Source organism: Streptomyces sp. NPDC029041 (assembly GCF_040637515.1).
In the GTDB taxonomy this organism is placed as follows: Bacteria; Actinomycetota; Actinomycetes; order Streptomycetales; family Streptomycetaceae; genus Streptomyces.
Map to the genome: position 1 here is coordinate 34,484 of NZ_JBEZWO010000006.1, position 13,077 is coordinate 47,560.

The 13,077-nt window shown below is 73.5% G+C and carries 11 protein-coding genes; 7 read left to right on the forward strand and 4 right to left on the reverse strand.

Annotation, left to right across the window (positions count from 1 at the left end):
* Positions 1 to 29: 29 nt before the first annotated feature.
* Positions 30 to 1,142 (reverse strand): HAMP domain-containing sensor histidine kinase, encoded by a 1,113-nt coding sequence (locus tag AB0F04_RS16345; RefSeq protein ID WP_362042038.1) that lies wholly within the window; start codon positions 1,140 to 1,142, stop codon positions 30 to 32.
* Entirely contained in the window at positions 1,139 to 1,873 is a 735-nt protein-coding gene (locus AB0F04_RS16350) for a response regulator transcription factor (protein WP_362042041.1), read from the reverse strand. Before AB0F04_RS16350 ends, AB0F04_RS16345 begins: the two co-directional genes overlap by 4 nt.
* 122 nt (positions 1,874 to 1,995) lie before the next feature.
* On the opposite strand from AB0F04_RS16350, the gene AB0F04_RS16355 reads away from it, so the two are divergent.
* The 3 genes from AB0F04_RS16355 to AB0F04_RS16365 are packed head-to-tail and all read left to right on the forward strand — an operon-like array spanning position 1,996 to position 4,171.
* The gene (locus AB0F04_RS16355; RefSeq protein WP_362042044.1) at positions 1,996 to 2,766 is read left to right on the forward strand and encodes a glycosyltransferase family 2 protein; all 771 of its coding nucleotides are present in this window, start codon (positions 1,996 to 1,998) and stop codon (positions 2,764 to 2,766) included.
* Positions 2,763 to 3,416, forward strand: a complete 654-nt coding sequence (locus AB0F04_RS16360; RefSeq protein WP_362042046.1) for a DUF2064 domain-containing protein — start codon at positions 2,763 to 2,765, stop codon at positions 3,414 to 3,416. Before AB0F04_RS16355 ends, AB0F04_RS16360 begins: the two co-directional genes overlap by 4 nt.
* The gene (locus tag AB0F04_RS16365) at positions 3,413 to 4,171 is read left to right on the forward strand and encodes a methyltransferase domain-containing protein (RefSeq protein WP_362042048.1); all 759 of its coding nucleotides are present in this window, start codon (positions 3,413 to 3,415) and stop codon (positions 4,169 to 4,171) included. The genes AB0F04_RS16360 and AB0F04_RS16365 overlap by 4 nt, the downstream gene beginning before the upstream one ends.
* 313 nt (positions 4,172 to 4,484) lie before the next feature.
* On the opposite strand, the gene AB0F04_RS16370 is transcribed toward AB0F04_RS16365, so the two are convergent.
* Complete coding sequence (locus AB0F04_RS16370; RefSeq protein WP_362042051.1) at positions 4,485 to 5,726, reverse strand: molybdopterin-dependent oxidoreductase; 1,242 nt, start codon at positions 5,724 to 5,726, stop codon at positions 4,485 to 4,487.
* 161 nt (positions 5,727 to 5,887) lie between these two features.
* On the opposite strand from AB0F04_RS16370, the gene AB0F04_RS16375 reads away from it, so the two are divergent.
* On the forward strand, positions 5,888 to 7,195 hold the full coding sequence (locus tag AB0F04_RS16375) for a hypothetical protein (protein WP_362042792.1): 1,308 nt from the start codon (positions 5,888 to 5,890) through the stop codon (positions 7,193 to 7,195).
* 31 nt (positions 7,196 to 7,226) lie between these two features.
* On the opposite strand, the gene AB0F04_RS16380 is transcribed toward AB0F04_RS16375, so the two are convergent.
* A complete protein-coding gene (locus AB0F04_RS16380) occupies positions 7,227 to 7,721 on the reverse strand; it encodes an ATP-binding protein (RefSeq protein ID WP_362042053.1) in 495 nt (164 codons plus the stop codon).
* A 308-nt stretch (positions 7,722 to 8,029) separates the two neighbouring features.
* Here AB0F04_RS16380 and AB0F04_RS16385 point away from each other — a divergent pair, with 308 nt between their 5' ends.
* Genes AB0F04_RS16385 through meaB form a run of 3 tightly spaced genes read left to right on the forward strand, consistent with a single transcriptional unit; the run spans position 8,030 to position 13,007 of the window.
* Complete coding sequence (locus AB0F04_RS16385) at positions 8,030 to 9,841, forward strand: methylmalonyl-CoA mutase family protein (RefSeq protein WP_362042055.1); 1,812 nt, start codon at positions 8,030 to 8,032, stop codon at positions 9,839 to 9,841.
* A complete protein-coding gene (gene scpA, locus AB0F04_RS16390; RefSeq protein WP_362042058.1) occupies positions 9,841 to 12,015 on the forward strand; it encodes a methylmalonyl-CoA mutase in 2,175 nt (724 codons plus the stop codon). The genes AB0F04_RS16385 and scpA overlap by 1 nt, the downstream gene beginning before the upstream one ends.
* Positions 12,012 to 13,007, forward strand: coding sequence for a methylmalonyl Co-A mutase-associated GTPase MeaB (meaB, locus tag AB0F04_RS16395; RefSeq protein WP_362042061.1), 996 nt, complete (start codon positions 12,012 to 12,014; stop codon positions 13,005 to 13,007). The genes scpA and meaB overlap by 4 nt, the downstream gene beginning before the upstream one ends.
* Positions 13,008 to 13,077: the final 70 nt, after the last annotated feature.

Below are 13,077 nucleotides of genomic sequence, written 5' to 3' on the forward strand. Positions count from 1 at the left end.
GAGAGACAGGTCGGGCGGCCCGGCCGCGCTCAGGACGCCGCCGCCGGGAGCACCACCTCGAAGCGGCACCCGCCGGGGATGTTGCGTACGCCGGTCCGGCCCTGGTGGGCTTCCACGATGCCGCGGACGATGGCGAGGCCCAGGCCCGCGCCCGCCGGGGGCGTCCGGGCGTGTGTGCCGCGCCAGCCGGTGTCGAAGACGCGCGGCAGGTCCTCCTCCGGGATACCGCCGCAGGCGTCCGTCACGGACAGGACGACGCCCTCGGGCGAACGCTCGGCGGCGATGGCGACCGTGCCGTCGGCCGGGGTCCGGCGGATCGCGTTGACCAGCAGGTTGCCCAGTACCCGGCTCATCTCCTTGCCGTCCACCTCGACCGGCACCGGCTCGATGCGGCCGCCCACCAGCCGCACGCCGTACTCGCGGGCGAGGGGGTCGACGCCGGCGAGTGCGTCGCCGACGAGGTCGTAGAGGGAGATCCGGGTGGGCGTCAGCGCCAGGGTCCCGGCGTGGATGCGGGAGAGCTCGAAGAGGTCGCCGACCATGTCGTTGAGACGTTCGACCTCGGTGCGCATCTGCCGGAGATAGCGGTTCGGGTCGGCGGCGACGCCGTCCTCCAGAGCCTCCGACATGGCACGCAGACCGGCCAGCGGAGTGCGCAGGTCGTGGGAGATCCAGGCGACGAGTTCGCGGCGGGAGGCCTCCAGGGCGCGTTCCCGTTCCCGGGACTCGGCCAGCCTGGCGCTGGTGGCCGCCAGCTCCCGGCTCAGCGCGGAGAGTTCGGCGGTGGCGGGCCCGTCGGGTGCGGCGAAGTCGCCGCCGTCCCCGAAGGAGCGTGCGGCCACGGCGAGTTCACGGCTGCGGGCGACCACCCACCGGCCCAGCAGCAGGGCCGTCGCCAGCGAGACGACCGCCGCCATGGCGACGACCGTGGTGACGACGGTGAGGTCGTGCGCCGACAGGAACATCGCCCAGGCGACGGCGAGGGTGCCGGCGAGCATCGCGACGACCCCGACCGCCGCCACCACGGCGAGGGAGACCGTCAGCGAACGGCGGCGGATCAGACGCAGTACGCCCGCTCCGGCCAGACCGGTGGCGGCGGCACCGGCGAAGGCGTACAGGGCGATCAGGAGGGTGTCGCTCACGGCCCGGCTTCCTCTCCCGTGGGGTCGAAGCGGTAGCCCACGCCCCACACGGTCTGGATCAGGCGGGGCCGGGCCGGATCGTCCTCGACCTTGCCGCGCAGTCGGCGGACGTGGACCGTGACGGTCGACAGGTCGCCGAAGTCCCACCCCCAGACCTCGCGCATCAGGTCCTCGCGGCCGAAGGCCCGCCCCGGGTGCCGCAGGAAGAAGGAGAGCAGATCGAACTCGCGCAGGGTGAGGGCGAGTTCGGTGCCGTTCTTGGTGGCCCGGCGAGCCGCCGGCTCCACGGTCAGGCCGGCCGCTCCCAGTCGGCTCCCGGTGCCGGCGGGGCGGCTGCGGCGCAGCACCGACTCGACGCGCAGGACGAGTTCGCGAGGGCTGAAGGGCTTGGTGACGTAGTCGTCGGCACCGACCTCCAGGCCCAGAATGCGGTCGTCCTCGTCGCCGCGGGCGGTGAGCATGATGACGGGCACGGGCCCGTCGCCGCGGATCCGCCGGCACACCTCCAGGCCGTCCATGCCCGGCAGCATCAGGTCGAGTACGACCAGGTCGGGGCGGTGCGCGGCGGCACGGGTGAGGGCGGCCGGGCCGTCGTCGGCCCGGTCGACGGTGTAACCGGCGCGGTCCAGGTACCCGGCGACAACCTCGGCGACGGTCGGATCGTCGTCCACGACCAGGACCCTGGGAGACCCGGCCCCGGGGCGGAGGGGCTCGTACGGCTGTTGCTGCATGTCTCCAGCCTTGCACCGCCCCGCCCTCGGCGGGGGTCCCGGAACCGCTCCGGCCTCCGACGTCCGCGTTTCGTAAGGACCGGTGGTCCGGTATGCCCGATTCGCGTTCGTAGGGTGAGACCGTGACGACGACACCTTCGGACGTCGACGTGGTGCTGCCCTGCCTGAACGAGGCCGAGGCCCTTCCCTGGGTGCTCGAACGGATTCCGCCGGGCTGGCGCGCACTCGTCGTCGACAACGGTTCCACGGACGGCTCGGCCGACATCGCCCGCGCGCGGGGCGCGACCGTGCTGCACGAGCCGCGGCGGGGCTTCGGCGCGGCCTGCCACACCGGGCTGACCGCCGCCACCGCCGAGGTGGTGTGCTTCTGCGACTGCGACGCCTCCCTCGACCCCGCTCTGCTGGTCCCGTTCGTGCGCGAAGTGCGCGCGGGCCGGGCCGACCTGGTGCTCGGACGGCGGCGTCCGCAGGGGCGGGGCGCCTGGCCGCCGCATGCCCGGGCCGGCAACCTCGCCCTGGCGCGGATGCTGCGCCGGCGCACCGGGCTGCGTCTGCGCGACCTCGGCCCCCTGCGCGCCGCCCGCCGTGAACCGCTGCTCGCCCTCGGCCTCACCGACCGGCGCAGCGGCTATCCCCTCCAGATGGTGGTCCGCGCCGCCGACGCGGGATGGCGGATCGAGGAGCACGACGTGCCGTATCTGCCGCGTACGGGTGCCTCGAAGGTGACCGGCACGTGGCGCGGTACGTGGCAGGCCGTCCGGGACATGAGCCGTGTGCTGGCCGAAACCCCGGCACACGAGACACCGGCCCACGACACCCCGGCACACGACACCCCGGCACACGACGCCCCGGCACACGAACGCTCGGCGCACGAAGGGGGAACCGCCCGTTGACCACGCTCCTCGTCATCGCCAAGGAGCCGCGGCCGGGCCGGGTGAAGACCCGGCTCACGCCACCGTTCACCCCCCAGCAGGCGGCCGCACTGGCCGAAGCGGCCCTCGCGGACACCCTGCACGCGGTGGCCGCCACGCCCGCCACCCGGCGCGTCCTCGTGCTCGACGGTGCCCCCGGCCCCTGGCTGCCGCCCGGCTTCGACGTCGTGGCGCAGTGCGCGGGCCGTCTGGACGAGCGGCTGGCGGCGGCCTTCGCGCGCTGCACCGGCCCGGCCCTGCTCATCGGCATGGACACCCCTCAGGTGACCCCGGAGCTGCTCACCGTGGACTTCACCGGCTGCGACGCCTGGTTCGGCCCGGCCGAGGACGGCGGCTTCTGGGCCCTGGGACTGGCGTGTCCGGACCCCGCTCTGCTGCGGGGCGTGCCCATGTCGACGCCCGAGACGGGTGCGGTGCAGCGGGGACGGCTGGTCGCGGCGGGCCTGCGGGTGCGCGACCTGCCGCCCCTGCGCGACGTCGACACCGCTCCCGACGCCCACGCTGTGGCCGCCCTGGCCCCACGGGGGCGCTTCGCGGCGCGGCTCGCACGGTGCACGGCGGCCGGGGCCCGGGCCGCCGGGCCTGGCTCACCGACGGCGGGTCCTCGGTGAGCGCCCCACCCGCCACCGCCCTGGCCTGGGCGGACGCCGGTCCCTATGACGCCGCGCTGCGGGCCGGCCGCGGCCCCCTGTTCCTGCGGCGTCCGGACGGCTGGCTGCTGCCGCTGGAGGTGGAACGCTGGTGCGCCCGGGCCGACTCGGTCGACCGGGACGTGCTGGACCGGTGCGAGGGTGCCGTGCTGGACGTGGGGTGCGGGCCCGGACGGCTGGTGGCGGAACTGGCCGCCCGGGGCCGGACCGCCCTGGGGATCGACGTGAGCGGGGCCGCGGTGGAGCACAGCGTCCGGCTCGGGGGCCGGGCGCTGCGGCGCTCCGTCTTCGCGCCCCTGCCCGGTGAAGGCCGCTGGGACACCGTGCTGCTCATGGACGGCAACATCGGCATCGGCGGCGACCCGTGCGCCCTGCTGCGGCGGGTCGCCGAGCTCCTGCGCCCCGGCGGTCTGCTGATCGCCGAGACCGCCCCGGCGGACGTCGACGAACGCGTGGACGTCCGCATCACCGACGCCCACGCCGCTTCGGGCGCCCCGTTCCCCTGGGCCAGGCTCGGCACCCGCGCGCTGCTCCGGTACGCGCGGGACTGGGAGCGGGCCGGTCAGTGGACGGCGGGCGGACGGCGTTTCGCCGCCCTGCGCAGTCGCAGCAGCCGCACCGCCAGCAGCAGCGCCGAACCACCGAAGAGAACGGCGGTGATCAGCAGCCAGCGCGGGAGGAACACCTCCGGCGGCAGGCCGGTGGCGGACCGGTAGCGCGCCTCCACCACGGAGCTGATCAGCGGGAACCACACGAGCAGCAGCAACCCGGAGAGGGCGGCCGGTACGCGCACGTACATCGCCCACTCCCGCCGGCGGATGCCGTCGAGCCCCCGCACCACCGCCCGGTCCGCCGCCGCGTACAGCGGCAGCAGGACCAGGTCGTGCAGCAGCGCGGCGCCCACGACCCACAGGGCCACGCCGAACCAGTCCCCGGCGAGCAGGCGCGCGCCCGCGTAGGCGGCCAGGGCGAACGAGCAGCAGAGCAACAGCAGTTGCAAGGGGCTGCCGATGGCGACGCGTCCTCGCATCACAGGTCTCCGAACGTCATCCGGGCCACCCACTTGGTGTTCAGCACACCGGGCGCGGCGGGCACGATGATCCGCGCCGGGTGGCCGTGGTCGGGGGACAGCTCCTCGCCGTTGACGTACAGGGCGAGCAGGGAACGCGGGTCGGCCACCTGGTTGGCGCGCAAGGCGGCCCTGCGGAAGGCGCCGTGCCGCTGGAGGGACTCGACGAACACGTCCGGCGGGTCGTCCTCGTACCCGACGAGGGCCGCGAGGTCGCGCAGCCGCACCCCGCGCCACCACTGGTCCGGCGTGGACCAGCCCTCCACGCACGCGATGGGCAGCGCCGAGCTGTGCAACGGGAGTCCGGCGAGCTGCGCCCGGCTGAGGCGGACCGTTCCGGTACGTCCCGTGACGACGAGCCGCCACGCGTCCCCGGCCGTTTCGGCCGGGTCGATCCCGGCGTAGGCGGCTGTCTTGTTGATCTGGAAGCCGTTCGGGCCGCTGCCGGGCTCGCCGCCGCCGTGCGGGGCGAGGAGGGCGGTGCGCCGCAGCGGGCCGCCGAAGTTCTGCCCCACGGTCGTGACGAACAGCAGCAGCGAGCCGCCCCCGACGAACCACAGGGCGCCCCGCCGGGAGACGGTCGGCTCGGCGGGGCGCGGGGAGACCAGGTCGTTGCTCTCCTCCCGCAGCCTGCGCAGGTTGCGCAGTGCCGTGGGTGTCTTCAGCACCGCGTGGGCCACGAAGGCGGCGAAGAACACCCAGGCGCCGTAGAAGTGCAGGGGGTAGAACGAGCCCGGGAAGACGTAATCGAGCTGGACGTTGAGGACACCGGTCACGAACTCGAAGAGCCCGCCGCCGACCAGGAGCAGCAACGAGATCCGCTCCAGGGCGTGCGCGAGCGAGCGGGCCGGCGGCAGCGCGAACAGCCTGGGAGCGACGGACCACAGCTTGGCCAGCAGGACGGGGATCAGGGTGAGGCCGAGGGTGACGTGGACGCCCTGGTTCAGCCGGTACAGCCAGTGCGGGTTCGTCGGCCAGGAGAAGAGGTAGAAGCCGAGGATCCCCTTGTCCGGGGTCTTGTCGTTGACGGACGACAGGTCCGGGTTGTAGGCGGCGTACGAGAGGAGCCCCGTCACGAACAGCACGGTGATGCCGGCCAGCAGGACCAGGCCCAGCACCGAGGTGAACCAGGGGCCCCGCAGGGGGCTGCGCCAGAAGCCGGGGGACGTGGGGAGCCGCGGATCGCGTGGATCGTCTCGCATGAGCCGACGGTAGGCCGCGCACCCCCCGCGAAAGGGTGCGCGACCCATGACGAAACGCTGACGTCGGGCCCGGTCGGCGGTCCGCGACCGGCCGCGCGGCCTAGCGTGCCGGTGTGATCCGCACCCCTCCCACCGCCCCGTCCCGAGGCCTGCGCCGCGACATGTACGCCGCCGGTGCCGCCGCGCTGCTCGTGGCGGCGGCCGTACTGGCTGGCCGTCGCATCGAGGACGCCGACCGGACGCTGTTCGTCGACTGGCCTCCGCTGCTGGCGTCCTGGGCCCCGCACACGGGCCCCGGCACCCCCGCCGCCGTCCTGATCGCCATCGGCACCGTGGCGTACGGCCCCGTCCTGGCGGCCCGTCTCCCCTGGCGTGCCCTGCTCCCGGCCGCCTGGGGCACGGCCATGGCGTGGATCCTCTGTCTCGCCCTGGTCGACGGGTGGCACCGGGGCATCGCCCGCCGGCTCACCACCCGCCACGAGTACCTGCGGGTCATCGACCGCTTCGACGACATCCCGGCAGCGCTGCGGGGCTTCACCGGGCACATCCTGCTCGACTCCCCCGACAACTGGCCCGCCCATGTCGCCGGGCACCCGCCCGCCGCCACGCTCACCTTCGTGCTGCTCGACCGGATCGGGCTGCGGGGCGGGGGCTGGGCCGGGATGTGGTGCATCACCGTCGGGGCGACCGCCTGCGTGGCCGTGCTGATCACGGTCCGCGCCCTGGCCGACGAGGCACTCGCCCGCCGGGCGGCCCCCTTCCTGGTACTGGCCCCGGCGGCCGTGTGGATGGGCACCTCGGCCGACGCGTACTTCGCGGCGGTGGCGGCCTGGGCCGTGGCACTGCTCGCGCTGGCGGTCACCCGGGGATCTCCGGGGTGGGCGGGCGCGTCCGGGCTGCTGCTCGGCGTGACCTGCTACCTGTCGTACGGCCTCACCCTCGTCGCGCTGACCGCGGCGGCCGTCCTGGTGCTCGGCCGCCGCGGGATCAGGGAGCGCCCGGTGCTGCCGGTGGCGCTGCTCGCCGGACTCGCCGTGGTGCCGACGCTGTTCACGCTCGCGGGTTTCGACTGGTGGGAGGCCTACCGCCTGCTGGTCACGCGCTACGGCCAGGGCGCGGGCGGCATCCGTCCCTATGGGTACTGGGTGTGGGCCAACCTGGCCTGTGCGGTGCTCGTCACGGGTCCGGCGACGGCGGCGGGGCTGCGGCGGACGGGGGCGGCCCTGGTCCGGCACCGCACCGGGCCCCGGGCCGAGGTGCGCCTGGCGTTCCTCGTGTGCGCCGCGCTGGCCGCCCTGCTCGTCGCGGACCTGTCCGGCATGAGCAAGGCGGAGACGGAACGCATCTGGCTCCCTTTCGCCCTGTGGCTGCTCGCGGCCTGCGCGTTCCTCGACCGCCCGCGCCTCTGGCTCGCCGCGCAGGCGCTGCTCGCACTGCTGCTGAACCATCTGCTGTTCACCGGGTGGTGAACGCCTCCGGCAGGAGGACGCGTCGTCGGGATCAAGCGGCGGGGCCCGCTTCGAGCACCTCGTCGGAGTCGTCGTCCGGCACGGGGCGCAGGCAGGCAGTGATCTCCTTGCCGTCGCCCAGGAACACGACGGTCACCTCACTGCTGACCGTGTGCACCACGTGCATCCCGTGACCGCCGAAGCGCCGCCCGTCGCGCCTCATGACCACCGGCTGCTCGGAGGAGGTGTCCCACACGGTGATGGCCAGTCCGTCGCCGGACAGCCGGAGACTCATCCCGCAGGGGCCGGGTGCGTGCCGGATCGCGTTGGTGACCAGTTCGCTGACGACCAGTTCGGCATCGATCGCCAGCGGGGCCGGCACGGGTGTGCGGCCGGTACACGGTATGTGCGACAAAAACGCGTGCAGCGCCCGGCGTGCCTCGACGGCACACGCTGCGCCTTCGGCCCAGGCCACGCCGTAGCGCAGGATGGCCCGCTCCTCCGTGCCCGGCTCATCTTCCGCCTGCTTCATAAGCGGGATGACCATGTGGGGCTCTTTCGTTGTTGTTCGTGTTGCCAGGTGTCCTTCCGGTCGTTCATCTACCCAGGGGCTCCGTGCGCACACTGCCGCCCGCCCGCCCGCATGTGTGCTCTGCGCCGCATGGCCGGGCATGCACGGCCGGCACGGTGACGATTCGGCCCCCGGCAGCGGATCCGTCGCTACCATGGGCGGCGGTCTCCGGCCCTCTTGGGCAGGTCGCACGGGCGGGGAGAGCGAGGTCACAGCCACAGCGAGGGCAAGGTCACAGCCGTTCCCTCTGCTGCTCGTTCGTTAACGTGGCCTAACATCCGAGCATGACGGTCCTGCCTGACGACGGGCTTGAGCTGGCCGGCGAGTTCCCTGACGTGCCCCATGAGCAGTGGCAGCGCCTTGTGGCGGGTGTGCTGCGCAAATCGGGCAAGGACGTCGAGGGCGCCGAGGCCGAGGAAGCCCTGTCCACCGCGTTGGAGGACGGGTTGCGCACCCGCCCTCTCTACACCGCCCACGACGCCGCGCCCGAGCCGGGATTCCCCGGTTTCGCCCCCTTTGTGCGCGGCGGCCGCCCCGAGGGGAACACGGTCGGCGGCTGGGACGTACGGCAACGGCACACGGTGGCCGACCGTGACGCGGTGCTCGGGGACCTGGAGAACGGCGTCACCTCGCTCTGGCTGACGGTCGGAGAAGGCGGCATCGCGCTGCCGGACCTCGGCCGGGTCCTCGACGGCGTGTACCTCGATCTGGCGCCCGTCGTCCTGGACGCGGGGCGCGACACCGAGTCCGCCGCGCGGGAGTTGCTGCGCCTGTACGAGGAGCGGGGAGTCGCCCGGGACGCCGCGCGCGGCAATCTGGGCGCGGATCCGCTCGGGCACGAGGCCCGTACCGGTCAGCGATGCGACACCGCACCGGCGGCGGAGCTCGCGCGGCTGTGCGCCGGGCAGTCCCCGGGGCTGCGTGCGCTGACCGTGGACGCGCTGCCGTATCACGAGGCCGGTGGTTCGGCCGCCCAGGAGCTGGGCTGCTCGCTGGCCACCGGGGTGGCGTATCTGCGGGAGCTGACCGGAGCCGGCCTGGACGTCGAACGGGCCTGCGCCCAGCTGGAGTTCCGCTACGCGGCGACCGCGGACCAGTTCCTGACCATCGCCAAGCTGCGGGCCGCGCGCCGGCTGTGGGCCCGGGTGGCCGAGGCCTGCGGGGCGCCGCGCGCGGGGGCGCAGCTCCAGCACGTCGTGACGTCGCCGGTGATGATGACGCGCCGCGACCCGTGGGTGAACATGCTGCGCGCCACGATCGCCACGCTGGCCGCCGGTGCCGGCGGGGCCGACGCGGTCACCGTGCTCCCCTTCGACCACGCCCTCGGCCTGCCGGACGCGTTCGCGCGCCGGATCGCCCGCAACACCTCGACCATCCTCATCGAGGAATCGCACCTGGCCCGGGTGACCGACCCGGCGGGCGGCTCCTGGTACGTGGAGCGGCTCACCGACGAACTCGCCCACGCGGGCTGGGAGTTCTTCCGGCGGATCGAGCGGCTCGGCGGTCTGGCGGCCGCCCTGCGGTCGGGAGACCTGGAGGGGGATCTCGCCGAGACCTGGCAGGCCCGCACCGGCCGGCTGGCCAAGCGGCGCGAACCCATCACCGGTGTCAGCGAGTTCCCGTTCCTGGCGGAGAAGCCGGTCGTCCGCGCGGACGCTCCCGAGCCGCGCTCCGGCGGGCTGCCGCGCGTGCGCCGTGACGAGGCGTACGAGGCGCTGCGCGCCCGCTCCGACGCCCATCTCGCCGCGACCGGGTCCCGGCCGCGGATCTTCCTCGCCGCGCTGGGCCCGGCCGCCGCCCACACCGCGCGCCTCACCTTCGCCTCGAACCTCTTCCAGGCCGGCGGCATCGAGCCGGTCACGGAGGGCACCTTCGAGGAGAGCGGGGCGGCGGAGGCCGTGCTGTGCTCCAGCGACGCGCTGTACGCGGAGCAGGCCGAGGCCACCGTGCAGGAGCTGAAGGCCGCCGGTGCACGGCATGTGTTCCTCGCGGGCCGCCCCGGGGAGTACGCCGGGGTCGACGCGTACGTGTTCGCGGGCTGCGACGCCGTCGCCGTGCTGTCCGCCACCCTCGATCGCATGGGAGTTGCGTCCTGATGACCATCCCCGACTTCTCCGGGATCGAGCTGGGCACTCCGGCCCCCGACGGCGGCGCCGACGAGTGGCGTACGGCGGTCAAGAACGCCTCCGGCGGGGACGACCTGCTCTGGGAGACCCCGGAGGGCATCGCCGTCAAGCCGCTCTACACCGGCCGTGACCTGGAGGGCCTGGACTTCCTCGACACACGGCCGGGAGCGGCGCCGTACCTGCGGGGCCCGTACCCGACGATGTACGTCAACCAGCCCTGGACGATCCGCCAGTACGCCGGTTTCTCGACGGCCGAGGAGTCCAACGCCTTCTACCGGCGCAACCTCGCGGCCGGGCAGAAGGGCCTGTCGGTCGCCTTCGACCTGCCCACGCACCGGGGTTACGACAGCGACCACCCGCGGGTGACCGGTGACGTCGGCATGGCGGGCGTGGCGATCGACTCGATCTACGACATGCGGCAGTTGTTCGACGGCATCCCGCTGGACAGGATGACCGTGTCGATGACGATGAACGGCGCCGTGCTGCCGGTGCTGGCGCTGTACATCGTCGCCGCGGAGGAGCAGGGCGTCCCGCCCGAGAAGCTGGCCGGAACCATTCAGAACGACATTCTGAAGGAGTTCATGGTCCGCAACACCTACATCTATCCGCCGAAGCCGTCGATGCGGATCATCTCCGACATCTTCGCGTACACCTCGCAGCGGATGCCGCGCTACAACTCCATCTCCATCTCCGGCTACCACATCCAGGAGGCGGGTGCGACGGCCGACCTGGAGCTGGCGTACACGCTCGCGGACGGCGTGGAGTACATCCGCGCGGGGCGCGAAGCCGGGCTGGACGTGGACGCGTTCGCGCCGCGGCTGTCGTTCTTCTGGGCGATCGGCATGAACTTCTTCATGGAGGTCGCCAAGCTGCGGGCGGCGCGCCTGCTGTGGGCGAAGCTGGTGAAGCAGTTCGACCCGCAGAACGCCAAGTCGCTGTCGCTGCGCACCCATTCGCAGACCTCGGGCTGGTCGCTGACCGCGCAGGACGTGTTCAACAACGTCACGCGCACCTGCGTCGAGGCGATGGCGGCGACCCAGGGCCACACGCAGTCGCTGCACACCAACGCCCTGGACGAGGCGCTCGCGCTGCCCACCGACTTCTCGGCGCGCATCGCCCGCAACACCCAGCTGCTGCTCCAGCAGGAGTCCGGCACCACCCGCGTGATCGACCCGTGGGGCGGCAGCGCGTACGTGGAGAAGCTGACGTACGACCTGGCCCGGCGCGCCTGGCAGCACATCGAGGAGGTCGAGGCCGCGGGCGGTATGGCCAAGGCCATCGACGCGGGCATCCCGAAGCTGCGCATCGAGGAGGCGGCCGCCCGTACGCAGGCCCGGATCGACTCGGGCCGCCAGCCGGTCATCGGCGTCAACAAGTACCGGGTGGAGTCCGACGAGCAGATCGAGGTCCTGAAGGTCGACAACTCCTCCGTGCGCGCCCAGCAGATCGAGAAGCTGCGGCGGCTGCGCGCGGAGCGCGACGAGCGGGCCTGCCAGGACGCCCTGGACGCGCTGACCCGGGCGGCCGGCGGCGAGGGCAACCTGCTGGAGCTGGCCGTGCACGCGGCCCGCGCGAAGGCCACCGTCGGGGAGATCTCCGACGCCCTGGAGAAGGTGTACGGCCGGCACGCGGGGCAGATCCGTACGATCTCCGGCGTGTACCGCAACGAAACCGGAGAGTCCCCGAGCGTGGACCGCACCCGCACGCTGGTGTCCGCCTTCGAGGAGGCCGAGGGCCGCCGCCCGCGCATCCTGGTCGCGAAGATGGGCCAGGACGGCCACGACCGCGGCCAGAAGGTGATCGCCACCGCCTTCGCCGACCTCGGCTTCGACGTGGACGTCGGCCCGCTGTTCCAGACGCCGGCCGAGGTGGCCCGGCAGGCCGTCGAGGCGGACGTGCACATCGTCGGCGTCTCGTCGCTGGCGGCCGGTCACCTCACGCTCGTCCCGGCGCTGCGCGAGGCGCTGGCCGAGGAGGGGCGCGAGGACATCATGGTCGTGGTCGGCGGTGTGATCCCGCCGCAGGACGTGCCGACGCTGCTGGAGATGGGCGCGGCGGCCGTCTTCCCGCCCGGGACGGTGATCCCGGACGCGGCGTACGACCTGGTGCGGCGGCTGTCGGACGGCCTCGGGCACGAGCTGTGATCGATGTCGACGCGTATGTGAAGGGTGTGCTCGACGGGAAGCGGGCGATCATCGCCCGCGCGATCACGCTCGTCGAGTCGACCCGGCCGCAACACCGGGCACTGGCCCAGGAGTTGCTGACCGCGCTGCTGCCGCACAGCGGCCGGGCCCGGCGGATCGGGGTCAGCGGGGTGCCCGGCGTGGGCAAGTCGACGTTCATCGACGCGTTCGGCACGCTGCTGACCTCGCTCGGGCACCGGGTCGCGGTGCTGGCCGTCGACCCGTCCTCCAGCCGTACGGGCGGCTCGATCCTGGGCGACAAGACCCGGATGGAGCGCCTGGCCGTGGACCCGGCGGCGTTCGTGCGCCCCTCCCCCACGGCCGGCACGCTGGGCGGGGTCGCCAAGGCCACCCGTGAGTCGATCGTGGTGATGGAGGCGGCCGGCTACGACGTGATCCTGGTGGAGACGGTCGGCGTCGGCCAGTCCGAGACCGCCGTCGCGAACATGGTCGACACGTTCCTGCTGCTCACCCTCGCCCGCACCGGCGACCAGCTCCAGGGCATCAAGAAGGGCGTGCTGGAGCTGGCCGACGTGATCGCCGTCAACAAGGCGGACGGGCCGCACGAGCGCGACGCCCGGGCCGCCGCGCGGGAACTGGCGGGCGCCCTGCGGCTGATGCACGGCAAGGACGCCTTCTGGACGCCGCCGGTGCTGCACTGCAGCGCCCGTGAGTCGACCGGCCTGGACACGCTGTGGGAGCGCCTGGAGCAGCACCGCACCCTGCTGGACTCCACCGGCCGCCTCACCGCCAAGCGCCGTGACCAGCAGGTCGACTGGACCTGGACCATGGTCCGCGACGAACTCCTCGGCCGCCTGCGGGCCGACCCTGCCGTACGGGCGCTGGCACCGGTGCTGGAGCAGCGGGTCCGGGAGGGCGAGCTCACCCCGACACTGGCCGCCGAGCGGATCCTCGGCGCGCTGGGCGGCGGCTCCGAGGCAGCGGGTTCCTGACCCGGAAGCAACCGGAACGGCGAATTCGCATACCCGGCTTGCATGACTATGCAAAGTGATACATACTCTT